This is a genomic window from Arthrobacter methylotrophus, assembly GCF_039539965.1.
GTDB classification, from domain to species: domain Bacteria; phylum Actinomycetota; class Actinomycetes; order Actinomycetales; family Micrococcaceae; genus Arthrobacter; species Arthrobacter methylotrophus.
In genome coordinates this window covers 793,177-817,951 of the sequence record NZ_BAABED010000001.1, presented here as the reverse complement: position 1 = coordinate 817,951, position 24,775 = coordinate 793,177, and the positions used below count along the sequence as shown (strand labels likewise).

Sequence of the window (24,775 nt, the reverse complement as noted above, 5' to 3'; positions counted from 1 at the left end):
CCGCTCGTAGCACTCACCGTTCGTAGCGCAGCTCCGCCCGGACGTCCGTGTCTTTCAGCCAGGTGAGCCGCGTCCCCGATCCGAACGGGTTCGGCCACCACTGCACCAGGACCTTGCCCTCCGCCGTCCGGGTGACCATGGCCGGAACGTATTGAAGGTATTTCGGCCATACGAGCTTGGCGATGACAGGCACCCTTGAAACAGTGGATAGCGGCTCCGTCTGACGCGGAGGCGGGGCGCCCACTGAATTCAACGGCGCGGGATATTCGGGCTGCTCAGGCATGCCGGAATACTACTGCCGGGCAACGACAATGTACCGAGTCAATCGATATCGCTGGCTGCCACGCTCGCCCCGCGCCAACATGCAACGGCCATTCCCTTGTCGCCGGGAATGGCCGTCACAAGCTAGAGCCGGGTATCGAACGAATCGCAGAACACGTTCTCGTTGAACGTACGGGATATGTCAACGCATGGTTGGCGGATGCTGAGTTCCGCGGGTTCTAGGGGTTTTTAGAGTTGGTGGCGGTTGGCCGATTTCGACGCTTTGCGGACCTCTTACGGACTTTCTGCGGACTAGGCGTCCATCTATCCGCCGTTCCGGACCTCACGACCCGGGCGGAACTAACAGCGACAACACGCTCGCCGCAGTGCTGCAGAGAAGTCCGAAACCTGCCCAAAGTGCCGGCCACTTGAGCGCAGCCTTCCGGGACCGGAATAACTCCGGAATATCGTGCTTCATCCACCGTTCCACGTCGTCATAAGTCGTCGTAACGTTCGGGGCGGGATCCGGCATTTGAGGATAGAACCTCGTATAAGCCACTACGGCCGCGGCGACCGGAATAACAAACCCAACGATGGTGAGAACCAAGCAACCAACGATCATGAAGCAAGAATGTCATGCCTCACTGACAGGTCATCAAAAGGGGCCTAATCGAAGGGGCCTGGTTCCCCTTCCCTTTCGTTCCGCCGTTCCGAGGAACTCCGGCGGTCACGGTTCGATTCGGGAAGAGCATCAATCGGGAATGGTTACGCTAGCGAAGCTACGGCGTGGATCGCAGCCTCGGCCTCGCCGTGACCACCGGAGGTAGGGAGACGATTTGCCGTACGCGTGGAAAAGAACCACGGTTTTTGCGGTCGCCAATTTCCGCACTGGTCTTTTGACCTCCTAGGGAGCATATCTTCATCCTTAGAAATCAACAGGACCATCGAAAGTGCCCCTAATGACTACCCCTGCCGAAGAGACCGCGCCACGGGTCTATGCCGTTACCCAGCTGGCTGAAATCCTCCAACTTCGACCCGACACCATCCGCACCAACGCCCGCACCGGCAAATGGCCCTACCTGCAGTTCGGGCCGCGCACGATGCGATTCACTGAGCAGCACCTAGCCGCGATCCTTGCCGCATCCGAAGCCCCACCCCGGCTACCGCAGTCCATGCGCCGCAGGACACGGCGGCCACTTTTGTAAATCCTGCGCCACAAATGCGCCTATTTCCCAGCGGCGGGATTAATATTGCCGAAGGTCCGGCCTGGACCGATTCGCAGAATTGGGGGAAGACACGAATGATCAATCCGGCCGGCTGGTATCCGGACCCGTCCAATGCGCCCCAGACACGCTACTGGGACGGCAATGCATCGAGCAGCGATGTTAGGCCTTTCGCCCCGCCAGAAGCCCTGCAGGCGGGGCCAGAGGCACCACGGCAACGGCGGGGCAACGGCTGGATCATCGCTGGATGCCTGATTGCCGTCCTCGGCATCTTCCTCGGCTTCCTGGCCGCAAGTACGACTTTCACCGACGGTTACGGTCACGCAACACAGGGTGGCCCAACTATTGGCACGTTCCTTGTCATTGGCCTGGGGCTGGCCTTGGCCGCTGTTGGATTCTGCATATGGCTCCATGCCGCGGTCGAAAAGCGCTAACACACGAAGTCCCCGGCAGCCGTGCAGACTGACGAAAGCTCACACGGCCACCCCCGCACACTTCCGTCTGAACCACTAGGCCAGCGGGGAACCCATCACTACGCATCCCATGTGCCCGAAGCCGGACACCCCTTGAAAGGAATCCAATGAGTCAAAACATCCCTCCTGCAGGCCCTCCATCGGCGTACCCAGAAGGCGCCAACCCTCCGGCAGCCCCCTACCAGCCACAACAGGGCCCATACGCCCCGCAACAGGGTGCATACCTTGGCGCTCCCGGACCTTATCAGGGCGCTCCTTACCAGGGCGCTCCGGGGATGTACCCTGGCGCACCCCTCGGCCCCGTCGTCGGCAACAAGTCGTTCCTCACGACGTGGTTGCTCTCGCTCCTCCTGGGCGGTCTCGGTATTGACCGTTTCTGCCTGGGCAAGGTCGGCACCGGCATTCTGAAGCTGCTCACCTTTGGTGGCGTCGGCATCTGGGCTCTGATTGACCTGATTCTTGTGCTGACGAACAAGCAGACCGACAAGCGGGGAAACAAGCTTGCGGGTTATGACCAGCACAAAAAAGTCGCCCTCATCGTAACCCTCGCCGTTGTGGTCTTAAGCATCATCATCAAGTCGACTACTGGCGGCTCCTCGGCGCCCGCCTCCTCGGTTGCTCCTGCAGCGGCCCCGGCAGCTACCTCTGCAGCTCCCGCGGCCCCGCCAGCTCCCGCAGCCCCGGCCACATGGACGAAGGTTGCCGAACTCGCCGGTTCAACTGATGCGGCGAGTCAGTCGTTCCAGCTTTCGGGCACAGAAACCCGTCTTGTGTACACGTTCACCGGCGGGAAGGTCCTCAACGGGCAGCCCGCGGCCATCGGGGCGATCTACCTGATGGACGATGGTAAGGACAAGACGAAGGACGGCGGCATCCCAGTCAAGATGCTCACCAAGGACGAGTCTGGCGAAACCGCTGTCCACAAGAGCGCGGGTAAGTACTACCTCGACGTTACTGCGGCGAACTTCGACAGCTGGACCATCTCCGTTGAAGAAAAGCAGTAATATCCGGAACCTCCCCCGACCGCGTCGTCGCTAAAGGGAGAGCCGCGGTCTCGAGTGATTGGGAGCCAGCAGCATGGCGAGCTATCTAGGAAGTGGTAGTGGCTCCACCGGACGGCGTGCCTTATGCCGGCTGGCTCAGGAGCCCTGTCGAGTCGTTTGAGAACTTACGATCAACCCGAGCCACCGAAGGGCTCGCACACAGAAAAACGGGGAATCTCATGAGCAGAGGACACATGAAGAAACTAGTTGCGCTCGCGATCGGGGCAGGGTTAGCGCTCTCCGCTTGCGGAAGCGCATCAGCACAGCCGCCCGCTGCGACCCCAAGTTCTCCAACTCCATCGCCGGTACAGACTGCCACGCCCGCCCAATTCGCGAGCATCCTCTCTGAAAACCAGAAAGTCTGGCGGGATTACAACACCAACATAGTGGAGTGTGGCATAGCGCGAGTCCTTGGTAAGAGCACCGCCGATCAGATCAAGGTTATGACGTGCGGCATGACGGTTGTCACCGTAACTCTCACGGCGAAAAATGCCATCCGAGACATCGTGGCCCTTCCAAAACCAAGCCCCGAAGTAAAGAAGCTCGTAGATCGTGCGATCACAGACCTAACCCCACTTTCAACCATTGACGCAGCTGTAGCCTGCAAAGACGCGAGCAGCGAGGCCTGCGACGAAAAAGAGACCCTGGCCAACGGACAAATCCGGGACGTCGTCTCCATGCTGGACGCATGGGCTCCATACATGCGGTGACATGGGGATTCAGGCTCAGGCGTTGATGTATACGCCGCGGGCCGTTTCTGACTTGAGCAGTGTCTGTATGGTTCCGGTGGACCACACCTTGCCGCCGCCTGTTGTTCCGTGAAGATCGATGCCAAAACTCCCCGTGAAGCTGACTGACCTGCACCGTTTCTGGGGCCTAGCTGACTTGTGTTGACTAACCATCCTGCCGGGCGTAGAACGAGCCTGTCAGTTCATTCGCGGGCCGTTGCCCGACGGCCTGCATGTTGTGAGGAGCAGGACATGGCAGTCGCAGTCAGCATGGAGTTCAACGGTGCCACTCTGGCGCAATACGACGAGGTCATCAAAAAGATGGGCCTTACCCCGGGCGGCCCTGGGCCAGCCGGCTCCATCTCCCACTGGGTGAGCGCCACGGAAAACGGAATGCTCGTCACGGATATCTGGAAGTCCCGCGAGCTCTACGAAGCCTTCGCGAAGGACCAGATCGGTCCATTCACCGTGGAGGCGGGGTTTCCTGACGCTCCGAAGGTCACGTATTACGACGTCCACAGCTACTTCACTCAAGGTGCCGACGCCTGATCGGCCATGGCACCCTTCGACGACTCCTGGCCACCAGGTTGCGCAAGGGCCGGCCGCCAAAATGCCCCCACTCTCCATCGCGGAGCGTCGGGGGCATCTTGGGCCACCTATTGGGGAGTGATTGTCCAGTCGCCGCTTGACGTGACCTGAACAAATCCAGGGGCGGTCAAGTGAACAGTCCCCCTTTAGGATCCGATGGTGTTGGCCTCGAGTTCGGGGAATGATCCGCCATACCCGTTGACGGCGAAGTTGCTTTCGCCTTGGTTGGTGATCGCGGCCTTAGTCGACGTGCCTGACCGGAAGACCACTTGGTCCCGTTGGCCGCTGGCCGCGCCGCTAGTTGGCTTGATCGTGGTTACGTCGGCGATTGTCAACGTCCAGCTTCCCGTGGCCTGGACGTTGAATTCAGAGGTCACCGAGCCGTTCGGAGTGTCCACCATGCGGCTTCCGGTGTAAGCGCCGATGGTGTTGACAAGCAGGCTGTCGCCTCCGTTGGTCTTCAGGGCGGTGCTGCCGTCACAAGCCGGGCAGGCGAAGGTCACGATGGCCGGTTCCCCCCGCGTGATTGTGCTGGGTCGGATGTGGGCGAAGGACGGGGCGGAGCACCTTCCAGCGCTGCGGGATCTGACAGCACGCGTTTGCGCGGATCTTGGCATCGTGTTTATTGACTCGCTCGGCTGGCTATCCCCGCGCCTGATTGGACCTGACGGCGGGCACCCGATCTGGCTGGGGCACACCGTCATTGCCGTCCGCATTGCACGGGCTATTAGGGGACTCCAACTAGGCCAAACCAGCGCCCGCCGCCGCCAGAACCGCTACCGTTGAACGGGGTCGCGGTGGCCGGGCAAGGGAAGGCTGCGTCCTGCCATGCCGGCATCACTCTGCCCCGCGTCAGGAAAGCCGAGGCGGCCATGACAATTCCGGCGCCGGCTGATGTCGCGCAGATATTGGACGCTGCCCCAGAGTGGTTCCGGCCGTTCATTGCGCTGTGCGCATTTGCCGGGCTGCGGCTGGGCTAAGCTGCCGGCGTCCAGCTGGATGACGTGGACTTCCTCCGACGCACGATCGCTATCCCCGCCAGATCCAGCGGTCACTCCCCGGAACTGTGGCCATCACTCCGCCGAAGTACGGGTCTGAGCGGCAGGTGTTCATACCGGAGGGACTGACCCAAATTCTCGCTTCCCACGTTCCGAACGTCGGAGTCCGCGGCACTGAAAAGTGGCTATTCGTTGGTCCGGTGAACGGGCTTCCCCCGGCACAAAACACGGTAGGCGGCTGGTGGCGCAAGACGGCCAAGTCTGCCGGCGTAGAGGGTGTGAAGTTGCACGACTTGAGACACTTCTATGCGTCCGGTTTGATCGCCGCCGGCTGCGACGTCGTCACCGTCCAGCGGGCCCTGGGCCATGCAAAGGCAACCACGACACTGGATACCTATTCACATTTGTGGCCGACTGCGGAGGACCGCACCAGGGCCGCTGCCGGGGACCTGCTCGAAGAAGCTCTTCGGATTCCTGCGGACTCCCTGCGGACTGACGCTGTTCAGTCGGCAGGGAGCCCGCCCTAAAAACCCCTGGAATTCGAGGAAAGCAGCCTAGAGCCGGGTATCGAACGAATCGCAGAACACGTTCTCGTTGAACGTTCCCTGGAACTCGGACTTGCCCTGGATCTTCTGGATGGTGGCCCGGATGGCCTCGCGAGTGCCTGCGTGGGCGTTGATGGCAGTCTTGACCATCGGCACATCGATCAGGTGGTTCGGCTGGTTCAGGGAGACGAACACCGTGGGCACTTCCGTGACGTACCAAGGGATTTCCGCGGCCATGGGGCTCGACCATTTGATGCGGATGGCGGCCTCTTGGGCGAAGCCCTTGACGTTGGCAAAGACGAATGCTGCGTCGTACTTGTCCGCATAGTCGCCGGTGGCCTCGTCGGAGATGACGCTCATGAAGTTCACGCCGGTCTCCCCCGCGGCTTCACGCTGCTCCGCCGTCTTGAAGACATGGACTTCGAAACCGGCGCTTTCCAGTTCCTCCTTCACGGTGTCCAGATAGGCCAGCGGATCCGCCCGCGTGAAATCGGAACCGCCGGAAATGCCGTACAGGCGAATACGCTTGTGCGTTTCCGAGGTGATGGGCAGGTTCCGGGCCGTGTCCTTAATGAGCGTGACGGTCTTGTCCGCAATTTCAGCGGCGACGGCGAGGTGGGCTTCGCTGCCAATCAGCTGCAGGGCCTCGGGCGACGGAGTCAATTCTTCCGGCAGCTTCTTATGCAGCCCCAGGCTCGCCTTCAGTGCGAGGATGCGGCGCAGGGCGTCATGCAAACGCTGCTCGGTGATCACGCCGGATTTGTAGCCGTCCATCATGTACTGGAAGTCCTCCGCGGAGTTGCGGAAGAACAGGAACATGTCGCAGCCGGCCGCGATGGTGGCCGGAACCAGGTCCTTGCGCTTCATGGCTTGGGTGAGGCCCACCATCTGCGAAGCATCCGTCAGGATCAGTCCATTGAAGCCTAGCTCGCCACGGAGCAGGTCCTGGAGGAGCTCTGGAGCCAAGGTGGCAGGCCGAATGTCCGCGTCCGCCATGCCTGGCCGGAAATGCCGGGACAATTCCGGCGCCCCGATGTGCCCGACCATGATCGACTGGACCCCATGGCCGATCATTTCCCGGTACACGTGCCCATAGCTGGAATTCCAGTCCGCGTACCCAAGCGTGTTGTAGGAAGTGACCACGTGCTGGTCGCGTTCGTCGATTCCGTCGCCCGGGAAGTGTTTGATGGCGCATACGGTGGGCGATTCGCTGATGCCGTCGAAGTACTCCTTGGCACGCTCCACCACGATTTCCGGCTTATTGCCGAAGGCGCGGGTGGAGATGACGGTGTTGCGCCAGTTGTAGTGGATGTCGACAATGGGCGCGAAGGCCCAGTTACAGCCCAAAGCCGCAGTCTCCACTCCGGCCACTTGGCCCATCTTCCGGGCGATGGACTTGTCCGGGTGCGAGCCGGCCTGCAGGTGGGTCGACACGAACGTTCCGTCGTCGCAGCTTCCGGCTCCCCCCATTTCCGGGTTGGAGGCGACCAGGAGCGGGATGCGCGTTTTGGACTGGGCATAGCGGATGTGCTGCTGCACCGCAGCGGACGGGCCCGGCCTGTACCGCATGCCGCCCACGTGAAAGTTCTCCAGCACGCCGTCGAGATACTCGGGGGAGTAGTCGTTGTTGTGGTTGATGAAGAGCTGTCCGATCTTCTCCTCAAGGCCCATGCCCTCGATCGTCGAGTGCACCCATGCGACGGCCTCGTCGTCGAGGTTGAACGGCGCCGCCCGGAGGTCGACGTCGAACTGGCGCGCTTGGGTGCCTGGAGCGCCTGCTCGGTTGCCCGCCCGGGCCATGGAACCGGCGACGGCGGCAATGCCGGCTAGCGCCTCGGCCACCACCTGGTTGACCGGGGCGGCGATGTCCACGACGATACCGGTCTCGTCGACGTCGAGCGGTTCCAGCGTGGCGAGCTGTGATTCAAGGAGGGCAGGCGGCATGAAGTGGCCGGAACGGCCTTCTGTCCGTTCCTTAAGCACCTCTTTACTTCCATGCAGGTGCAGGAAGACGGTGTCCGGCGCCTGTGCCCTGATGGCGTCCCGGTAGCTACGACGCAGGGCCGAGCAGGCAAGTACCAACCCGCCATCCCCCGCATTCGCGAGTTCGGTCCCCACGGTGGCCAGCCACGGCCAGCGGTCCTCGTCGGTCAGCGGGATACCGGCAGCCATTTTGGCGACGTTCTCCACGGGGTGGAGCGAATCGCCGTCGAGGAACGGCACCCCGAGTTCCCGGGCAACAAGGTCCCCGATGGTGGTCTTGCCGCAGCCGGACACGCCCATGACCACAATGCGGCGCGGCGTTCCCGCGGCAATGTCCCGGTCCCCCATCATGGCTTCATTCCTACCAGTCATGAACGGTGCCGTCCACGAGGCGGTTGTACGGCAGGTAGGCCTGCTGGTACGGGAAGGAATTGGCGGCTTCTTCGTTGAATTCGACGCCGATACCGGGCTTGTCGCCCGGGTGCAGGTAGCCGTCCTTGAACGTCATGGACTGTTCGAAGACCGTATTGGTCTTGTCCGAGTGCTGCATGTATTCCTGGATGCCGTAGTTGTGAATGGCCAGGCCAACGTGCAGCTGCGCGGCGAAGCCGACCGGGGAAATGTCGGTGGGGCCGTGGAAGCCGGACTTGATCTGGTACTGCGCGGCGAAGTCCATGACCTTCTTCAACGGCGAGATTCCGCCGAAGTGCGTGGATGCGGCACGGACGTAGTCGATCAGCTGCTCCTTGATGAGCGTCTGGAAGTCGTACACGGTGTTGAAGATCTCGCCGATGGCGAGCGGCGTGGTGGTGTGCTGGCGGACCAGGCGCAGCCCTTCCTGGTTCTCGGCCGGGGTGCAGTCCTCGAGCCAGAAGAGATCGTAGGGCTCCAGGGCCTTGCCGAGCTTGGCTGCCTGGATGGGAGTCATACGGTGGTGGCCATCGTGCAACAGCGGGATTTCCGGGCCGAACTCGTTGCGCACGGCTTCGAAGACGGTAGGCAGGTGCCGGAGGTAGGCGCGCGTGTCCCAGTCCTCTTCCTGCGGGAAGGCACCGCGGCCGGCGGGTTCGTAGTCGTAGCGCTCGCCCGAGGCCTGCGCCTGGGCGGCCACGCCGTACACGGCCTTGATGCCCGGGATGGCGGTTTGAATACGGATGGACTTGTAACCGAGCTCCAGGTGCTCCCGGACCGAGTCGAACAGGGAAGGGATGTCCGCGCCCGAGGCGTGCCCATAAGCGCGCAGGCCGTTGCGGGACGCGCCGCCCAGGAGCTGGTAGACCGGCAGGCCGGCGATTTTGCCCTTGATGTCCCATAACGCCATGTCGACGGCGGCGATCGCGGCCATCGTGACCGGGCCGCGGCGCCAGTACGAGGAGCGGTACAGGAACTGCCAGGTGTCCTCGATCCGGTGCGGGTCCTTGCCGATCAGCAGCTGCGCGACGTGTTCCTTCAAGTACGCCGCGACCGCAAGCTCACGGCCGTTGAGCGTCGCGTCGCCGATGCCGGTGACTCCCTCATCCGTAGTGATGCGGAGAGTGACAAAGTTGCGGGTGGGGCTGGTCACGAAGACTTCCGCGGCAACGATTTTCACAGCTGGTCCTTTCAAGGTTGCTGATCGAGGGCTGGCCTGACCCGGATGCGAGGTGCACCACGGGGCGGGTAAAGATGATCTTAGGGCGGATGACAATTATTGGCAACCGGTTGCAATGGTTATTTTCCAGAACTGCAGTTATTTGGCAGAAACTCTTTCTGACGGGTCCACTTCCCCCGCAGCTACGCCGGTAGGGGCCGCACCGGCGCCCTCCACACCGGACGCTACCCCGTGGGACACTTCCAGGAAACGGCGGGCCGTGATTTCACCGAGAATCTGGGCATGGAACGCATCGGTCAGCTTGTACTTGGCCATGACGACGATGGCGAGGACCGTCAGGATGGCGGGCAGGGCGCCCGCCGCGAACTGGATGGCCTGCAGTGATTCGGCACTGTGGGTGCTGCCGGACTTATACCCGCCGACTGCGAGGGCGTAAGCGGCGAGGGCGCCGCCGACAGCCTGGCCGGTCTTGCGGGTGAAGGAGAACAGCGCGTAGGTGATGCCTTCGGTCCGGACACCGGTCTTCCACTCGCCGTATTCCACAGTGTCCGATTCGAGTGCCCACACCACGATATTGACGGCCATGACGCCGACCATACTCAAGAGGAGGCCCGAGAAACCGACCCAGACCATGGCCGCCGGGGCGAAGAACACGATCCCGCCGCCCATCACGGAGAGGGCCCCGGCCACCACGTAGATGGTCTTCTTGCCGAAGTTCCGAACGAGCCTCGGCAAGAGAGGCGCAAGGATAAAAGTCACCAGCAACTGGACGATGGAAAGCACCGCGTAGAGGTCCAGCCGGCCCAGGACGTCGCGCAAGTAGTAGAGCTGCACAGACGACAGTGCCATGTAGCCGGTCAGGAAGAGGAAGGAGCTCAGGCACAGCATGAGCAATGGACGGTTGGTCTTGAGCGTCTCCATGCTCTGCTTGAAGGAAACCTTGGGTACTGAGCGGTGGACGCGTTCCTTCGCCGTCAGGAAGGTGAAGAAGTACAGGGCGGCGCCGATCACGACGAAGACCAGGGTGATCGTGGTGAACAGGGACTGCAGATTGGCACCAGGCTTGATCAGGGGCGCAACAAAGATGCCGAGGGCCGAACTGACCAGGAGGGCGCCAACCATGCGGGCGGACCCCAGCTTGGCACGCTCGCCGGGGTCCTGGGTCATAGCGCCCGCCAAGGAACCGTAGGGGATGTTCACCAGCGAGTAGGCCAGGCCCAAGGCCGCGTATGTCACGTAGGCGTAGAGCAGCATTCCCGTGTGGCTGATCTGCGGCACGGAAAAGGCCGCAACGCTCAGGAGCAGCAAGGGAAATGACCCAAACATGATGAACGGGCGGAACTTTCCGAAACGCTTGCTGAAGGCGCGGTCAACCAGCCGTCCCGCAAAGACGTCCGCAAAGGCGTCGAAGATCCGCACAGTGAGCAACAGGGTGCCGGCTGCCGCCGCAGAGATCCCAGCGACGTCGGTGTAGTAAACGAGCAGGAACATGGTGGCCGTGGTGAAGGCAAGGTTGTTGGCGGCGTCGCCAGCTCCATAGCCGAAGATGCTGAGTTTGCTGAGCTTGTTCATTGCGGGCTCCTTTACCCTGGCCGGCACCAAGGTCCCGGCGTTGCGAATGACGGAAGGCCAGGCCTTCGGCTGCGATTGTTGAAGATTGATGTAATTCTAATCACTTCGGCAACTATTCGGCAATCGGTTGCCAAAAGTTTCCATATATTTTCACACCCCCCTTGTAGCGCACAAGAGGTCGAGGGCACACGAGGGGCCGTTCGGCGTCACATGCTCTGAGACGCTCAATCACAAGACGTGAAGGAGCGTCGAGCCAAAACCCTTCGAAAGTGCGCGAGCGTTTGCAAAAAGGCGGCCAAAAGTGCGCGAGCGTGTGTCCTGCCACACGCTCGCTCACGTATAGCGCCTGCCTGCCACACGCTCGCTCACGTATAGCGCCTGCCTGCCAGACGCACGCTCACGTATTCCGGCCTACACAACGGCGCCCGCTACCTTCGCGTGGAAGGCAACGGGCGCCGTCGAAACTGCTTGGTGGATTAGCTGAGGTGGCCGGCGTCCGCGAAGGTCTCGGACAAACCCTCTACGAGCTCCACGATTCCGGAGTCGGCGCCCAGCTCCGGATCCAGGAGGTCTAGCAGGGCTTCGAGCCGGGCACGGCCGGAGAGCAGATTGGCGGCGGCAATGTCAGCCGCTTGCGGGTCCTGCAAGCCGGTAGCCGTTGCGGTATAGGCGGACCAGGCCGCGATCATCCGCGCAGCCGCTTGTCCGCTGCGGCCGGCAGCGCGCTCGGCGCGAAGCACGGGCAACGCCCGCATGCGCAGCTTGGCACTGCCGTCCATGGCAATCTGGGCCAGGTGGTGCGCAATCCGGGAGTTGCCGAAGCGCTCCAGGAGGGCGGCCCGGTACTCGGGGATGCGCAAGTCCGCACCGTCAAGGTTGGCGGCGGCCTCGTCCCAGAAGTCCTCCACTGCCCGGCGGCATGAGTCGTCGGCGAGGGCTTCGGCCACGGTCTTGTATCCGAGCAGCTGGCCGGCATAGGCCAGGAGCGAGTGGGCGCCGTTGAGTAGCCACAGCTTGCGGTTCTCGTAAGGCTCGATCTCATCGACGAAAACGGCGCCAGCGTCTTCCCAGCGGGGGCGTCCCGCGGGGAAGTCCCCACTGAGGACCCAGTTATGGAAGGGCTCGGTGACCACGGGAGATTCGTCCCGGTATCCGCAGGCGGCAGCGACGGCGTCGATATCGGCGTCTGTGGTTCGTGGCGTGATGCGATCAACGGAGGTGCTGACGAAACTGACATTGGCGTCGACCCAGGCGGCGAGCCCGCCATCGACTGCCTTGGCCATCCCCATCACGGCGCTTCTTGCAACTGTCCCGTTGTTGGAGAGGTTGTCGCAGCAGACCACGGCAAGGGGGCCGGCGTCGGAGTCGCGGCGGGCGGCGAGGCCCAGCACCAGGCGCCCCAACGGCGTCGTCGGCTTGCTGGAGGCACGGCCGACACCGCCAGAGAGCAAAGCGAGGTCTGCGGCGACGTCCGGCGCCCGGCTGTCCAGCTTGCCGTCGACGTCGAGCCGGTAAGCCGCCTCGGTGATGGTCAGGGTGATGAGCGTAGTCAGCGGCGCGGCTAGAAGCTGGACAAAACGGTCGACGTCGGCACCATCGACGGCCTCCACAATGCTGCCAATGACCTCGAAGGAATCACCGGCGTCCGCGCGCTCCACCACGGTGTACAGACCATCCTGTGCGGCCAGGACCTTCGCGGCGTCCGGCCGGCGGCCGGTGAAGGCGGCAATGCCCCACTCCCCGGCGTCGCCGGCGTGCTGCGTGTACCAGGCCTGGTGCGAACGGTGGAAGGCACCGAGTCCCATGTGCACAATGCGCACGGGGGCCTTTTCAAGGGGCCTGACGGCACGATTCAAGCGGGGAAGGCCGGCGGGCTGCTTCGGCTCGGTGGTCACAGCTTGAAAACCCTTCGGGGTGAGGAGTCGACGACGTCGACGATGAGTTCATGGGCGCGGTCTTCGCTGACGCGGTGCTCGGCGACGAGGCGGGCCAGGAACGAAGCTTCGATCCGGCGGGAGGCGTCGTGCCGGGCGGGGATGGAGCAGAAAGCGCGCGTGTCGTCGATGAAGCCGGACGAGCGGGAGAATCCAGTGGTTTCGGTGACGGCGGAGCGGAAGCGCAGCATCGCATCCGGGGCGTCCAGGAACCACCACGGGGCGCCGAGGTACACGGAGGGATAGAACCCTGCCAGCGGGGCCAGTTCGCGGGAGAATACGGTCTCGTCCAGGGTGAACAGGACCAGGTGGAAGTCCTTGGCCGTGCCGAAGTCCTGCAGTAGCGGCCGGATCGCCTCGGTGTAGTTGGTCGCGAACGGGATGTCGTGCCCGGTGTCCGCGCCGTACGCGTCGAAGGTGGGCTGGTGGTGGTTGCGGAAGGAACCGGGATGGATGGTCATGACCAAGCCATCTTCAACGGACATCCGGGCCATCTGGTACATCATGTGCGCTTCGAAGGTGTTGCGGTCCTGCGCGGTGGCCTTTCCGGCGCGGGCGAGTTCGAAGATCCGTCCGGCTTCCGCGGCGTCGAGTTTGAGCGTGGCCGGGGTCAGCACGCCGTGGTCCGCGGAGACCGCCCCGTGGTCCACAAAATAGCGACGGCGGTTTTCCAGGGCCTTGAGGTAGCCGGAGTAACCGGTGGCTCCGTCGCCGGCGGCCTCGATCAGCCGCTCAACGTTGGCACTCCAGCTGGGGTGCGCGATGTTCAGGTAGGCATCGGGCCGGAAGGTCGGCAGCACCCGGCCATTGAAGGAGGGGTCATCGGCGAGGGCCCGGTGGCTGGCGAGGTTGTCGAGCGGATCGTCCGTGGTGGCCAGGACCTCGATGTTGAAATCCTTGAAGAGCTGGCGGGGACGGAAGTCCGGTTCACGCAGCTTCGCGGCGATGGCGTCGTAACTGGCATCGGCGGACATTTCGCCAAGGTCGGCGCCGAGGGTGAACACGCTCTCGAACTGGGTCCGCAGCCAATAGCCGGACGCCGTGCCTTCAAAAAGGGGCCAGGCCTGAACGAACGTCCGCCAAATCTCCCGGGAGTCCGCGGCGCCGCCTGCTCGCAGCCTGTCCATGGAAACGCCGCTGGCATGGATCAACCGGGTCACGTAATGGTCCGGGCTGACCAGCAGCGCGGCCGGATCAGGGAACGGGGTGTTGTGCTCGATCACGGCGGCGTCAACGTGGCCGTGTGGGGAGATGATAGGCAGGTCCTGAACGCGTTCCAGCAAGGAACGCGCAATGCTGCGCGTCCCGGGATCAGCGGGCAGGAGCCGGTCAGGATTGGCTGCGATCGACTGTGACATAGCTCAATTTTCGGCCCGAAGAGGCAATCTGTCAACCGGTTGCCATCAATTGCCACACGGTTGCAACTCTTCAGTTACTTCGGTTCACGCTAGGCGATGAGCCGTCCACTGGAGCCACGCACCACGAGCTCCGTGTCGACGCGAACCGGCCCCGCCGGCCCGTCATGCCCGAGCAGCATGTCCAACAGCAGGGCAGCGGCTCGGGACCCGCACTCCCCCAGGGGCGAGCGGATAGTGGTGAGCGCCGGTGTCGTGAAGTCTGCACCGAAGATGTCGTCGAAGCCCACAATGCTGATCTGGTCCGGGACCTGCATGCCGGCGGCCTGAAGTTCCTGCATGAGGCCGATGGCGAGGAGATCGTTGTAGGTGATCACCGCCGTCGCGCCGCTCGCCAGGACGTCACGCGCTACTTGGCGGCCGCCGTCGACGGTTGGCTTGGACGATTCCAAACGGACCGCCCCCACCTTGTACCAATCACAGGCTGTTTGGACCCCTTCCCAGCGGCGGCTGGACATCCAGGACTGTGGCGGGCCCGCAACGTAAGCAAGCTGCTGGTGCCCGTTGGCCGCGAGGCTCCGCACCGCCTGGCTAATGCCTTTGTTGACGTCGGGGACTACGCACGGCACTCCCTCGATTTCGCGATTGATCACGGCAACCGGTTTGTCCGAAGCCAAGGCCCGGATCTTTTCGTCGTCCATGCGCGGGCTCGCCAAAATGAGACCGTCCACGGTACCCAGCATCCGGCGGGCCGCTATGAGTTCGGTTTCCGGAGACTCTGCGGACTCTGCCAGCACCAAGGTGTAGTCCCTGGCCGAGCCCGTGGTCTCGGCACCGCGGATGATGTCGAAGAACGTGGGGTTGGTGATGTCCGCGACGATCAGTCCGATCGTCTGGGTCCGGCCGGTGGGAAGCGCCCTGGCGAAGGGGTTCACTTGATAGTTCAGCTGCTCGGCGGCGTCCTCAATGATCTTTTGGGTCTTGGCACTGACTCTGCCCGGTTTGCTCAGTGCGCGCGAGACGGTGGAGGGGTTGACTCCTGCCAGCTTTGCGATGTCGTAGATGGTGGGTGAGGATTTCTCCCCGCGTCCACGCTTGGTGGGGAAGGCTACTGCTCCGGCGTTCATCGCGTCAGTCACGGCTCCATCGTAATCCGGCCTGGCAACAAAAGCAGGACGGTTGCCGGACTGATCGCTGGCAACCGCCCTGCTTGAGTGCACTGCCTGCTAGCGGCGTCCGGCGAACTTGCCTTCTTCGCTGATGCGTTTGTTGAGTTCGCGCATGTACTCGTCCTCGTCGAAGTCGAGGGAGACTTCCTTGCCGGTCCAGCTGGACAGGTGAATGGCATTGGCCAGGCGGACGCCCTTGATACCGTCCGATCCGGGAGCCAACAACGGAGTGCCGTCCAGGATGTTGGCCGCGAAGTTCTCCAGGACGCCCGCATGCTGTCCGCCCCAGACCGACTCGAACTCGATGATTTCGGTGGTGTAGTAGTCCTCGGATTTCAGCTCGCCCATGAAGAGCTTGCGGACATCATCCATGTCCATGCCGTCGCTGAGTTCGCGCTCGGGCTTGACCAGCCGGGTGACCGTGGCGGTCTTGCTGTTTTCCACCACAATCTTGCCCTGGTCGCCCAGGATCTCGAAGCGGTCGGTTCCCACGAGGTCGTGCGTCGCAGTCACGAAGACGCCGGTGGCTCCGTTGCCGTAATCCACGACGGCGGTCACTTCGTCTTCCACTGCGATGTCGCGGCGGAATCCGTAGGCCACCTTGGAGTAGACGGACTTCGGCACGCCGCAGATCCACTGCCACAGGTCCAGCTGGTGGGGTGCCTGGTTGACCAGGACGCCGCCGCCTTCGCCGCCCCACGTGGCGCGCCATTCGCTGGAGTTGTAGTAGCCCTGGGGCCGCCACCAATTGGTGATGATCCAGTTGGTGCGGCGGATGCCGCCGATCTCGCCGCCGTCGACGATTTCTTTAAGCCTCTTGTACAGCGGGTTGTTGCGCTGGTTGAACATGATTCCGAAGGACAGCTCAGGCTTGGAAGCGGCGAACTCGTTCAACTCCTTGACCTGCTTGGTATAGACACCGGCAGGCTTCTCTACGAGGGCGTGGATGTTCCGCTTGAGCGATTCGATGCCCATTTCCGGGTGCAGGTAGTGCGGTACGCACGTGACGATTGCATCGACGTCGCCGCTTTCAAGCATGGCGATGTAGTCGTCGCAGAAGGGCGCGTCGGGGTACTGGGAGGCCGCCAGTTCCTTCTTGGCGGGATCGGTGTCGCAGATCGCCCCAATCACCATGTTCGGGACCATGCCGTCCGTGATGAACTTTGCGTAGGCGCCGCCCTGCTGGCCCAGGCCGATAATGCCCAGGCGTACTTTCGTGCTCATTGGTGAATTCTCCATTGTTCAGGGGGGCGAATTAGAAGAGGTCTGCGTGGCCCATGGCCACCAGGTTGTCGTGGGAAGTCTGCAGTGCTTCCCAGACCGTGCGGCCGTAGAGCTCGTCCTGTTCCACCAGCAAATACTCGGCACCGGCGGCCTGGGCGGCCGGAATGATGGACGGGAAGTCCAGGTTGCCTTCGCCCACTTCGGCAAACTGGACCACGTTCTTGAACTCGGCCATGAACCCTGCGAAGTCTCCGGTTTCCAGGAGGCCGAAGGCGGATTCTGGAAGTTCCCCGATCCGGTAGTCCTTGAGGTGCACCATGGCCGTGCGGCCTGCGTATTTGGCGAGGGTCCGGACGGGATCCAGGCCACCGCGCTGGACCCAGTGCACGTCGATCTCCATGCCCATGGCCGGAGAGTTCTCGGCAATGATGTCCAGCATGTACTTGCCGTCGAATTTCGCGAACTCGATGTGGTGGTTGTGGTAATACAGGCCGATGCCCTGTTCGCGCAGTCGTTCGGCGTATTCGTTGGCCTGTTTCGCGAAGTCCACCACCGCGTCGATCGATTTCATGGCGGGGAACGGCATCATGCCGATCCGCAGGAGATTCGCGTCCAGGCGCTTTGCGTCGTCAACGATCTTGTCGAAGTGGTCCTTCAGGGAGTCGCCCGGCATGCCTTTGGGCGTCTCCATTGCGACCGAGAGCGCCGCGATGTCCATACCCAGCTCGCTGCGGGAGCGATCCAGTTCGGCGACGTTTTCCGGTGTCATGGGGATCTGCGAAATCTCGACGGCGTTGTACCCGATCGCGCTGACCTTGCGGAGCGTTTCAAACGCGCCGGCTTCGGCGAAACAGCCCTTCAGCATCATTGCCTGTACGCCAATTGTGGCCACATTGTCCTCCGTGGTGTGCCGGGCCCTCATGGGCGCAGATGTGTCGCGCGCCACTTGTTTCCCGGGTATGAGATTCACAGTACTGTCTTTGCGCCTGATTGGCAACCGATTGTCAAGAATTGCCCTAGACGACCCTCGCGGACATCTCCGGGTAACTCTGGGCGTAGATTTCCTTCACGATCCGGAGTGATTTCTCGGCCTCGGCAGGGCTGATCCAGAACGGCATGGAATCCCCGAGCGAGGCGTAGAAATCCTTGATCAGGAGTTCATGGGATACGCCCCAATACTCGCGCCCACCCGATTCCAAGGCACGTTCCGGGACGGTCTCCACGGTGCCGTCGGCGTAGTTGACGGTGAGGTCGCCCCGGAGGCTGAGGGTGGCCTTTTCGGTCACGATATCCAATGTCACCGGTGCGTTGACGGCGTTGGCCAGAGTGGCATAGAAGACGCTCGTGGCGCCGTTGGCATGGCCGGCGATGAATTCCGCCGTGTCCTCCACCTCGATCACGCCCGTCAGCGAGCGTGTGGAGGCATGGCCCTCCACTTTGGTCACGTCACCCACCAACCATTGGAGCAGGTCCACGGTGTGGATGGCTTGGTTCATCATGAGGCCGCCACCGCCTTCGGACCATGTGCCGCGCCACGGCCGGTCCCGGTAATATCCGGCCGTCCGATGCCACATCACGGTTGCCGAGGCGCCCAGAACCTGACCCAAGCCGCCGTCGTCGAGCAGCTTTCGCATGGCCTGTGACGTGGCGTTGTAGCGGTTCTGGAAGCAGACGGCGATCTTCGCCGTGCTCCGTTCGGCCGCTTCGACCAGCCGGCGTCCTTCTTCCAGGGTGTGGGCGAGCGGCTTCTCGACAATGACGCTGACGCCGCGCTCAAGGCAGTCCGCAGCCAGCGAGGCATGCAGATGGTGCGGGGTGCAGATATGCACGACGTCGGGCCTCACTGCCTCGAGCATCTCCAGGTGGTCCGCGTACCCGGCAACGCCGTAGGCGGCTTGTGCCGCCTGCAGGCGCGCGGGATCGGTGTCACAGACTGCCACGAGTTCAACATCGTCCAGCTTGGCGATCGCCCCGAAGTGCACACTCGATACATCACCGCAACCGATGACCGCTGCTGTAGGCATTCCTGCTCCCTCGAAAGTTGGTGTTCATCTGAACGTACAGGCCCTCAGGCCAGTGCGACACCGTGCTTGGCAGCGAGCGCGGCAAAAGCGCGGGCCGCAGTCCCGAAGGCGACGGGTCCGGAAAACCCGCCCAGCTCGTGGGCGCTTGCCAAGTGCGGTTCCAGCGAGGCGAAGCCGGCAAAACCGTCGGCCTTGAGCGCGGCGATGGTGGCGTCCAGTTCGCCGTCGCCTTCGCCCGAAGGCACCACTTCGCCCGTGCCGGCCATTGCGTCCTTGACCTGGAAGTACTCGAGGTAGGGGCGCAGCATGGCATAGCCTTCCATGTACGGCTTGACCCCCACTTGGACGAAGTTGGCGTTGTCCCAAGCGATGCGAAGGGCCGGTGAATCGACGGTCTGCATGATGTCGAGGACGCGCTCGGGGGTGTCGCCGTAGATGCCCTTTTCGTTTTCGTGCAGAAGGACGACGCCGGACGCGGCCGCTTCGTTGGCGAGTGCGGTCATGCGTTCCATGACCGCATCGCGGATGTCTTCCTGTCCCTGCCCTTCAGCCGGGTAGAAGGAGAAGATGCGGACGTACTTGCTCTCCAGGGCCTTGGCTACCGAGATGATTTGCCGCAGCCGGGCGAGCTCATGTTCCACCGGCAGGCTGGCATCGACCTTGCCGATCGGACTGGCTACTGCGGAAACCTTGAGGCCCTTCTCATCCAAGATGGCTTTGAGGCGCCCGACCTCTTCCGGCTCAAGTTCGGAGACGTTGATGCCCCACGCGCTACGCACCTCGATATGGCTGGCGCCAAGGGCCAACAGGACGGCGGCCTGGATCAAGGGCTCGGGATCCACTTCGTCGCCGAAACCGGACAGGCTCCACACGGCATTGGTTTTAGTCACGGAAAATCTCCTTTGGATCCGTTCGCCCGCATGACAGCAATCGGCGTTTGCTTGGGGTCGCGGTCAGGTATTCCTACGAGTCTAGCTACTTCAGCAACCGTTTGCCATCAATTGGCAACGCAGGACAAAGCAGGACGGACGGTTTGTTTTTGGGAGGTGAGGTCGGTAACCTCTCGAAAACGGAGAGAGGGTTCTCTCCGCCAGCACCGGAGACCCCAATGACTGATCAAATAACGCATAGCTCCACGAAGCTCTGGAATCGCGACTTCAGCACGCTGTGGTGGAGCGAAGCGTTATCGTTCTTCGGAAGCCAGCTCACCCTGTTCGCGATTCCCATCGTGGCACTCCAGATCCTCGATTCTTCCGCCTCTGACGTCGCACGGATCAATACGGCAGCAGGATTGGGAACCGTGGTCTTTCTCGGGCTTCTGGGGCCCTGGACTGACAAAGTGCGCAGGACGCGGTTCATGTCTCTGATGTCGGCGCTTCGAGCACTGGTTCTCGGTGCAGTGGCAGTCCTGTTCCTGACGGGAAACTTGTCACTGTTGGCGCTCGTGATTGCTGCCTTCCTCGTGTCGGGGCTGACGGGGCTCTACGACAGCGCGTTCGCAGCCCTCCTCCCCAGCATCGCCCATCGCTCCAAGCTGACGACGGCCAACACCTGGGTCGCCGGAATCCGATCTGCCGGCGACATTGGAGCCGGAGCGACTGCCGGAATACTCCTGCAGCTGCTCTCACCCGTGGCCCTCTTCATTTCAGATGCTGTCACATACCTCGTGTCAGCCCTGGCGATCGGCCGGATCCGGGAAGAGCGGCCGGCACCGCCTGAGACATTCACTTTCAGGGACTACTTCACATCGCTGGGTTCAGGATTCAAACTCCTCCTGAGCGATCGCGTCATGTGGCCTGTCACCCTGTCGATTGCCCATTTCAACCTTTTCACCACGGCGATCCAATCGGTCTATGTCACGCATGCCCTGCGGACTGGATACATGACGCCCGCCGAGATTGGAATCGCCGGAGCCGTCGGCGGAATCATCGGCCTGCTCTCCATGATGATCGCACCCTGGGTGTGGGACAGGTTTCGGCCCGTCGGGACACTCATGGCAACCTTCATGCTCCCCGCTCTCGCAGGCCTCGGCATGCTCCTACTCACCCCCGGACAAATCATCGCGAACGTCCTCCTTCTCGGACTTTCGCTGGGTTTCTGGGCGTCTTGCGTGATGGTCAACATCACCGGAACGGAAACACTCAAACAGCTTCTTGTCCCCCACCACGCCATCGGGCGATTCTCTTCCGCCAGTAGGGTCCTGACATGGGGCATCGACCCCGTAGGCGCGGCCCTGGCCGGAGTTCTGGCCCTGTTCCTTCCGACCGGCGGGGTACTCGCGATCGCAACCCTCGGCGTCGTGGTTTCCGGGTGCTGGATTGTCGCCTCGACTGCTGTTCGCGAATTGCCGCTGCTGTCCAAGATCGAACACCGCGCCGAATGATCCGTTTTCAGGCCGGAACTTCCTCCGTCTGAGCAGTGATCGGGGCAGCGATATCTTCTAACGACCGTCCTGCGGCCTCAACTCCGAACACGATCTCGACGATCCCGGCGGCGACCATCAGCACCGCGCCGATAACATAGCCGAAGGCCACAGCTTGGATCCCTTGTTCCACGAACCGGCCGAACAGGATAGGGCCGGTAATGCCACCGAGACCCGTGCCCACCGCGTAGAAGAACGCGATGGCCATGGCCCTGGTTTCCATCGGGAAAATTTCGCTCACTGTCAGGTAGGCGGAACTGGCGCCGGCAGAAGCGAAGAAGAAGATCACCATCCAGCACGCGGTGAGCCAAAAAGCGTCCAGCGCCCCGCCGGCGAAAATGAAGGCCGTGCCGGCAAGCAGGACGCCTGACGCGATGTAGGTACCGGAGATCATGGTGCGGCGCCCGACGCTATCGAAGAACCGGCCCAGGATGAGCGGGCCAAGGAAATTCCCGACGGCGATCGGAACCAGCGTCCACGGAGCGACGTCGCTGGGGACGTTCAACAGTTTTGTCAGCACAAGCGCGTAAGTGAAGAACACCGCGTTATAGAGGAACGCCTGGCCAATGAAGAGCGAGAGCCCCAGCACGACCCGCTTCGGGTAGCGCTGAACCGCCGTCTTGATGATGACGCCGAAGCCGATCGACTTGCGCTGGCGGACCTTGAGCGTCTCGTGGACCGCGGACAGCTTCTCCCCCGAGGCCTCCTCCACCTCGTCCTCGATCTTGCGGACCAGCTCATCGGCCTCTTTGTCCCGGCCATGGATGAACATCCAGCGTGGAGACTCCGGCACGTTTCGCCGTACGAGCAAGATCAACAGGCCAAGAAACGCGCCCAGGCCGAACGCGAGACGCCAGCCGATTCCGGGCGCGAAGAAGCTCGGGTTGAGCAGTACCACCGAGAGCGAGGCACCGAAGGCCGTCCCGAGCCAGAAGGATCCGTTGATGGCCAGGTCCACCACGCCGCGGCGTGCGGCCGGAATGAGCTCGTCGATTGCGGAATTGATCGCCGCGTACTCCCCGCCAATGCCCGCACCAGTGAAGAATCGGCACATGAAGAACCACATCGGGTTCAGGGAGAACGCCGTGGCCACGGTGGCCACCAGATACAGCCCAAGGGTGAGCAGGAAGAGCTTCTTACGCCCGAACCTGTCGGTGAGATGGCCAAAGGCGAGCGAGCCGACACAGGCGCCTGATACATAGATTGCAGCCGCCAGGCCAATGTCCGAGGCGGACATGCCGAGGCCGCCATTCGGCTGGGTGAGGCTGTCGCCGATCGATCCAACGATCGTGACCTCCAAGCCATCCAAGATCCACACCGTACCCAGGCCGATAACGATCATCCAATGCCATCTGGACCAAGGAAGGCGATCCATACGGCCGGGGATATTTGTTTCGATGATGTCGCCTGGTGCATCCTTCACTGCTGACATGACCCCTCCTCATTGAGCCGTAGATCATCAGTATGCTTCCTATCTACGGTTGAAGGAAGTAATCCCCCGCGGTTCGCTCTGGCACTGAGGCCCAGGTGCTGCCAAGATGGGCACCATGGACCCTGTGGACATGGTGACGCCCGCCCTAACCGAACCTCTTGTGCTGGTTGTTATGGGCGTTTCCGGCTCCGGCAAGTCCACCGTCGCCGCTCTCCTTGCGGGGCGGCTTGGCTGGGCTTTCGAAGAAGGCGATGCTTTGCATCCCCAAACAAACATCGACAAGATGGCCGCGGGACACCCCCTCACGGATGAGGACAGATATCCCTGGCTGGAGAAGGTCGCCGACTGGGTCGATCAGAGGTTTGATCATGGGGAGAACGGCGTCGTTACGTGTTCGGCGCTCAAACAGTCTTACCGAAACATCATTAATCGTCGGGATTCGGGTGTCTTCTTCGTTTTTCTGTCCGGGACGCCCGAGACCATCAGCGCACGGCTGGCCGAACGCCACGGCCATTTCATGCCCGCGAGCATGCTGGGGAGCCAGTTCGCAGACCTTGAGGAGCTGTCCCCCGGCGAGCCTGGAATCCGGATCGACGTTGGTCCGGCTCCAGGGGTGATTGCCCAGGAAATCATGGACAAGTTCGGCCTGCGGCCGAGCGGAACAGGACGACAACCATGAACGGAATCTCCATCCTCAACAGGCCCTTCGCCGGGGTGGCCACCGACGCCACCACAGATGCCATGAATCAACCATGGAACGGCCATGACACCCAAGTACTGATCGTGGCGGCCATTGGTATCGCGATTGTCGTCCTCCTGATCGTCTGGGCGAAGATGCACGCTTTCCTGTCCCTCAGTATCGGCGCCCTCTTCGTCGGCATTGCCTCCGGTATCGCCTTGGACAAGGTGACCACGTCCTACGAAAATGGCGTCGGTGGCGTGCTGGGCTACGTCGGCGTGCTCATCGCGCTGGGAGCCATGTTGGGCAAGCTGCTGGCCGATTCCGGCGGCGCGGACAAGATCGTGGACACCCTTCTCCATGGCCGGCCCGCAACGCTGCCCTGGAAGATGGCGCTGATCGCCGGGATTATCGGCATCCCCATGTTTTTCGAGATCGGGCTCGTGCTGCTCATCCCTGTCGTGATGCTCGCCGTGCACCGTTCCAAGGGCCCGGCGATGCGTCTTGGCATCCCGGCCTTGGCCGGCCTGTCCGTACTCCACGGATTCATCCCGCCGCACCCGGGCCCGCTGGCGGCGATCGGCATCCTGCACGCTAATGTCGGAGTGACCCTTGCCTTTGGCCTGCTGATTGCCGTTCCAACCGTCATCATCGCCGGTCCGTTGTTTGGCCGTCTCGCCGCCCGGATGGTACCCATCGGCGCTGCTGGGGCCGGCCTGGCCGTCACCGTCGGATCCGCCGGGAGCGCCCAGACGTCCGGGCCGGGAGGCCCCGGTGCAAAAGCCGCCAGTTCGCGCGGCGACGCGCCAGTAGGCAAAGCACAGGACCCGCAAGCCACACGCAGCCCGTCCTTCGCCTGGACCCTGGTGACCCTGCTGTCCCCCTTGGTGCTCATGCTGATCAAAGCCGGGGCAGACATTTGGATGGATAAGACCGCTGTGCTGCGTCCCTTGCTGGACTTCATCGGCGATCCGGTCTTTGCGCTGCTCGTGGCGGTGCTGCTGGCGATGGTCACTTTCGGCACGCGAGTGGGCTTCTCCGCGTCGACCCTGACGAAGAAGATTGGCGAGAGCCTGCTTCCGATTGTCGGCGTCATGCTCATCGTCGGCGCAGGCGGCGGCTTCAAGCAGGTATTGGTCGACGGTGGTACCGGAACCGCGATCGCCAAGATCGCGGTGGCTGCCAGCCTGTCGGCCCTGGTGCTGGGGTGGATTATCGCGGTGCTTATTCGTCTCGCTACCGGCTCGGCGACCGTCGCAACGGTGACTGCGGCGGGCATCATCGCACCCCTGGCAACCGGTCTGGCACCCGCTCAGCTGGCCCTCGTCGTGCTTGCCATCGGCGCCGGATCGCTCTTCTTCTCCCACGTCAACGACGCAGGCTTTTGGCTGGTCAAGGAGTACTTCGGGCTGACGGTAGGCCAAACGATCAAGACCTGGTCCGTCATGGAGACGATCATCTCGGTGGTGGGATTCGGATTCACCCTGCTGCTGTCCATTTTCGTCTGATCGAAGTTTCCGCAACGATCCTG

Annotated in this window: 26 protein-coding genes; 10 read left to right on the top strand and 16 right to left on the bottom strand. The window is 62.6% G+C overall.

Going from position 1 to position 24,775, the window contains the following annotated elements:
* Positions 1–13 precede the first annotated feature (13 nt).
* Both ABD884_RS04100 and ABD884_RS04095 read right to left on the bottom strand, forming a co-directional pair.
* Positions 14–283 carry a hypothetical protein gene (locus ABD884_RS04100; protein ID WP_155854261.1) on the bottom strand — a complete coding sequence of 90 codons (270 nt, stop codon included), beginning with the start codon at positions 281–283 and terminating at the stop codon, positions 14–16.
* 321 nt (positions 284–604) lie between these two features.
* Positions 605–883, bottom strand: coding sequence for a hypothetical protein (locus ABD884_RS04095; RefSeq protein WP_345037301.1), 279 nt, complete (start codon positions 881–883; stop codon positions 605–607).
* 337 nt (positions 884–1,220) lie between these two features.
* Between ABD884_RS04095 and ABD884_RS04090 the strand changes: the two genes are divergently transcribed.
* From ABD884_RS04090 to ABD884_RS04075, 4 genes are all read left to right on the top strand, one after another.
* The gene (locus ABD884_RS04090) at positions 1,221–1,466 is read left to right on the top strand and encodes a hypothetical protein (RefSeq protein ID WP_345037298.1); all 246 of its coding nucleotides are present in this window, start codon (positions 1,221–1,223) and stop codon (positions 1,464–1,466) included.
* Between the two features lie 14 nt (positions 1,467–1,480).
* The gene (locus tag ABD884_RS04085) at positions 1,481–1,918 is read left to right on the top strand and encodes a DUF2510 domain-containing protein (RefSeq protein ID WP_345037294.1); all 438 of its coding nucleotides are present in this window, start codon (positions 1,481–1,483) and stop codon (positions 1,916–1,918) included.
* A 146-nt stretch (positions 1,919–2,064) separates the two neighbouring features.
* The gene (locus tag ABD884_RS04080; RefSeq protein WP_345037288.1) at positions 2,065–2,961 is read left to right on the top strand and encodes an NINE protein; all 897 of its coding nucleotides are present in this window, start codon (positions 2,065–2,067) and stop codon (positions 2,959–2,961) included.
* Positions 2,962–3,455: 494 nt separating this feature from the next.
* Positions 3,456–3,710, top strand: coding sequence for a hypothetical protein (locus ABD884_RS04075; protein WP_345037277.1), 255 nt, complete (start codon positions 3,456–3,458; stop codon positions 3,708–3,710).
* 15 nt (positions 3,711–3,725) lie between these two features.
* On the opposite strand, the gene ABD884_RS04070 is transcribed toward ABD884_RS04075, so the two are convergent.
* Positions 3,726–3,902, bottom strand: a complete 177-nt coding sequence (locus ABD884_RS04070; RefSeq protein WP_345037273.1) for a hypothetical protein — start codon at positions 3,900–3,902, stop codon at positions 3,726–3,728.
* Between the two features lie 78 nt (positions 3,903–3,980).
* On the opposite strand from ABD884_RS04070, the gene ABD884_RS04065 reads away from it, so the two are divergent.
* A complete protein-coding gene (locus ABD884_RS04065) occupies positions 3,981–4,277 on the top strand; it encodes a hypothetical protein (protein ID WP_345037267.1) in 297 nt (98 codons plus the stop codon).
* A 185-nt stretch (positions 4,278–4,462) separates the two neighbouring features.
* Here the strand turns inward: ABD884_RS04065 and ABD884_RS04060 are convergent, their stop codons facing one another.
* Positions 4,463–4,819 carry a hypothetical protein gene (locus ABD884_RS04060; RefSeq protein WP_345037264.1) on the bottom strand — a complete coding sequence of 119 codons (357 nt, stop codon included), beginning with the start codon at positions 4,817–4,819 and terminating at the stop codon, positions 4,463–4,465.
* A 1-nt stretch (position 4,820) separates the two neighbouring features.
* Between ABD884_RS04060 and ABD884_RS04055 the strand changes: the two genes are divergently transcribed.
* Positions 4,821–5,102, top strand: a complete 282-nt coding sequence (locus ABD884_RS04055) for an SGNH/GDSL hydrolase family protein (protein ID WP_345037258.1) — start codon at positions 4,821–4,823, stop codon at positions 5,100–5,102.
* Here ABD884_RS04055 and ABD884_RS04050 read toward each other — a convergent pair.
* The gene (locus tag ABD884_RS04050) at positions 5,093–5,371 is read right to left on the bottom strand and encodes a hypothetical protein (protein WP_345037253.1); all 279 of its coding nucleotides are present in this window, start codon (positions 5,369–5,371) and stop codon (positions 5,093–5,095) included. The two genes, ABD884_RS04055 and ABD884_RS04050, sit on opposite strands and share 10 nt — an antisense overlap.
* Before the next feature lie 11 nt (positions 5,372–5,382).
* Here ABD884_RS04050 and ABD884_RS04045 point away from each other — a divergent pair, with 11 nt between their 5' ends.
* Positions 5,383–5,841, top strand: coding sequence for a tyrosine-type recombinase/integrase (locus ABD884_RS04045; RefSeq protein ID WP_345037248.1), 459 nt, complete (start codon positions 5,383–5,385; stop codon positions 5,839–5,841).
* Between the two features lie 27 nt (positions 5,842–5,868).
* On the opposite strand, the gene ABD884_RS04040 is transcribed toward ABD884_RS04045, so the two are convergent.
* The 10 genes from ABD884_RS04040 to ABD884_RS03995 form a co-directional block, all read right to left on the bottom strand.
* On the bottom strand, positions 5,869–8,214 hold the full coding sequence (locus ABD884_RS04040) for a gluconokinase, GntK/IdnK-type (RefSeq protein WP_345037237.1): 2,346 nt from the start codon (positions 8,212–8,214) through the stop codon (positions 5,869–5,871).
* Positions 8,204–9,433: a D-mannonate dehydratase ManD gene (manD, locus tag ABD884_RS04035; RefSeq protein ID WP_345037229.1), complete on the bottom strand. Its 1,230-nt coding sequence runs from the start codon at positions 9,431–9,433 to the stop codon at positions 8,204–8,206. Before manD ends, ABD884_RS04040 begins: the two co-directional genes overlap by 11 nt.
* 138 nt (positions 9,434–9,571) lie before the next feature.
* Positions 9,572–11,005: a glucuronide transporter gene (gene uidB / locus ABD884_RS04030; protein WP_345037216.1), complete on the bottom strand. Its 1,434-nt coding sequence runs from the start codon at positions 11,003–11,005 to the stop codon at positions 9,572–9,574.
* Positions 11,006–11,481: 476 nt separating this feature from the next.
* Entirely contained in the window at positions 11,482–12,810 is a 1,329-nt protein-coding gene (locus tag ABD884_RS04025; RefSeq protein WP_345054517.1) for a mannitol dehydrogenase family protein, read from the bottom strand.
* Between the two features lie 86 nt (positions 12,811–12,896).
* Complete coding sequence (uxaC, locus tag ABD884_RS04020; protein WP_345037210.1) at positions 12,897–14,297, bottom strand: glucuronate isomerase; 1,401 nt, start codon at positions 14,295–14,297, stop codon at positions 12,897–12,899.
* A gap of 89 nt (positions 14,298–14,386) precedes the next feature.
* Complete coding sequence (locus ABD884_RS04015) at positions 14,387–15,433, bottom strand: LacI family DNA-binding transcriptional regulator (protein WP_345037201.1); 1,047 nt, start codon at positions 15,431–15,433, stop codon at positions 14,387–14,389.
* A gap of 87 nt (positions 15,434–15,520) precedes the next feature.
* Positions 15,521–16,687, bottom strand: coding sequence for a Gfo/Idh/MocA family protein (locus ABD884_RS04010; RefSeq protein ID WP_345037188.1), 1,167 nt, complete (start codon positions 16,685–16,687; stop codon positions 15,521–15,523).
* A gap of 31 nt (positions 16,688–16,718) precedes the next feature.
* Complete coding sequence (locus ABD884_RS04005; RefSeq protein WP_345037180.1) at positions 16,719–17,579, bottom strand: sugar phosphate isomerase/epimerase family protein; 861 nt, start codon at positions 17,577–17,579, stop codon at positions 16,719–16,721.
* A 124-nt stretch (positions 17,580–17,703) separates the two neighbouring features.
* Entirely contained in the window at positions 17,704–18,711 is a 1,008-nt protein-coding gene (locus ABD884_RS04000) for a Gfo/Idh/MocA family protein (RefSeq protein WP_345037175.1), read from the bottom strand.
* Positions 18,712–18,755: 44 nt separating this feature from the next.
* A complete protein-coding gene (locus ABD884_RS03995; RefSeq protein WP_345037161.1) occupies positions 18,756–19,601 on the bottom strand; it encodes a sugar phosphate isomerase/epimerase family protein in 846 nt (281 codons plus the stop codon).
* Between the two features lie 218 nt (positions 19,602–19,819).
* On the opposite strand from ABD884_RS03995, the gene ABD884_RS03990 reads away from it, so the two are divergent.
* Positions 19,820–21,094: an MFS transporter gene (locus tag ABD884_RS03990; protein ID WP_345037150.1), complete on the top strand. Its 1,275-nt coding sequence runs from the start codon at positions 19,820–19,822 to the stop codon at positions 21,092–21,094.
* A 7-nt stretch (positions 21,095–21,101) separates the two neighbouring features.
* On the opposite strand, the gene ABD884_RS03985 is transcribed toward ABD884_RS03990, so the two are convergent.
* Positions 21,102–22,565 carry an MFS transporter gene (locus tag ABD884_RS03985; protein WP_345037138.1) on the bottom strand — a complete coding sequence of 488 codons (1,464 nt, stop codon included), beginning with the start codon at positions 22,563–22,565 and terminating at the stop codon, positions 21,102–21,104.
* A gap of 106 nt (positions 22,566–22,671) precedes the next feature.
* On the opposite strand from ABD884_RS03985, the gene ABD884_RS03980 reads away from it, so the two are divergent.
* Together ABD884_RS03980 and ABD884_RS03975 are read left to right on the top strand one after the other, a co-directional pair.
* Complete coding sequence (locus ABD884_RS03980; RefSeq protein ID WP_345037128.1) at positions 22,672–23,244, top strand: gluconokinase; 573 nt, start codon at positions 22,672–22,674, stop codon at positions 23,242–23,244.
* On the top strand, positions 23,241–24,752 hold the full coding sequence (locus tag ABD884_RS03975; RefSeq protein WP_376955352.1) for a GntT/GntP/DsdX family permease: 1,512 nt from the start codon (positions 23,241–23,243) through the stop codon (positions 24,750–24,752). Before ABD884_RS03980 ends, ABD884_RS03975 begins: the two co-directional genes overlap by 4 nt.
* Positions 24,753–24,775: the final 23 nt, after the last annotated feature.

Excerpts from the sequence above, each read along its gene's own strand:
- ABD884_RS04095 (WP_345037301.1), bottom strand. The coding sequence starts at position 883 with ATGATCGTTGGTTGCTTGGTTCTCACCATCGTTGGGTTTGTTATTCCG.
- ABD884_RS03980 (WP_345037128.1), top strand. The coding sequence starts at position 22,672 with ATGGGCACCATGGACCCTGTGGACATGGTGACGCCCGCCCTAACCGAA.
- ABD884_RS03975 (WP_376955352.1), top strand. The coding sequence starts at position 23,241 with ATGAACGGAATCTCCATCCTCAACAGGCCCTTCGCCGGGGTGGCCACC.
- ABD884_RS04070 (WP_345037273.1), bottom strand. The coding sequence starts at position 3,902 with ATGGTTAGTCAACACAAGTCAGCTAGGCCCCAGAAACGGTGCAGGTCA.
- ABD884_RS03985 (WP_345037138.1), bottom strand. The coding sequence starts at position 22,565 with ATGTCAGCAGTGAAGGATGCACCAGGCGACATCATCGAAACAAATATC.
- ABD884_RS04085 (WP_345037294.1), top strand. The coding sequence starts at position 1,481 with ATGCGCCTATTTCCCAGCGGCGGGATTAATATTGCCGAAGGTCCGGCC.
- ABD884_RS03990 (WP_345037150.1), top strand. The coding sequence starts at position 19,820 with ATGACTGATCAAATAACGCATAGCTCCACGAAGCTCTGGAATCGCGAC.
- uidB (WP_345037216.1), bottom strand. The coding sequence starts at position 11,005 with ATGAACAAGCTCAGCAAACTCAGCATCTTCGGCTATGGAGCTGGCGAC.
- ABD884_RS04075 (WP_345037277.1), top strand. The coding sequence starts at position 3,456 with ATGACGGTTGTCACCGTAACTCTCACGGCGAAAAATGCCATCCGAGAC.
- ABD884_RS04010 (WP_345037188.1), bottom strand. The coding sequence starts at position 16,687 with ATGAGCACGAAAGTACGCCTGGGCATTATCGGCCTGGGCCAGCAGGGC.
- ABD884_RS04080 (WP_345037288.1), top strand. The coding sequence starts at position 2,065 with ATGAGTCAAAACATCCCTCCTGCAGGCCCTCCATCGGCGTACCCAGAA.
- ABD884_RS04040 (WP_345037237.1), bottom strand. The coding sequence starts at position 8,214 with ATGACTGGTAGGAATGAAGCCATGATGGGGGACCGGGACATTGCCGCG.
- ABD884_RS04065 (WP_345037267.1), top strand. The coding sequence starts at position 3,981 with ATGGCAGTCGCAGTCAGCATGGAGTTCAACGGTGCCACTCTGGCGCAA.
- uxaC (WP_345037210.1), bottom strand. The coding sequence starts at position 14,297 with ATGTCACAGTCGATCGCAGCCAATCCTGACCGGCTCCTGCCCGCTGAT.
- ABD884_RS04100 (WP_155854261.1), bottom strand. The coding sequence starts at position 283 with ATGCCTGAGCAGCCCGAATATCCCGCGCCGTTGAATTCAGTGGGCGCC.
- ABD884_RS04000 (WP_345037175.1), bottom strand. The coding sequence starts at position 18,711 with ATGCCTACAGCAGCGGTCATCGGTTGCGGTGATGTATCGAGTGTGCAC.
- ABD884_RS04025 (WP_345054517.1), bottom strand. The coding sequence starts at position 12,810 with ATGGGACTCGGTGCCTTCCACCGTTCGCACCAGGCCTGGTACACGCAG.
- ABD884_RS04055 (WP_345037258.1), top strand. The coding sequence starts at position 4,821 with ATGGCCGGTTCCCCCCGCGTGATTGTGCTGGGTCGGATGTGGGCGAAG.
- ABD884_RS04090 (WP_345037298.1), top strand. The coding sequence starts at position 1,221 with ATGACTACCCCTGCCGAAGAGACCGCGCCACGGGTCTATGCCGTTACC.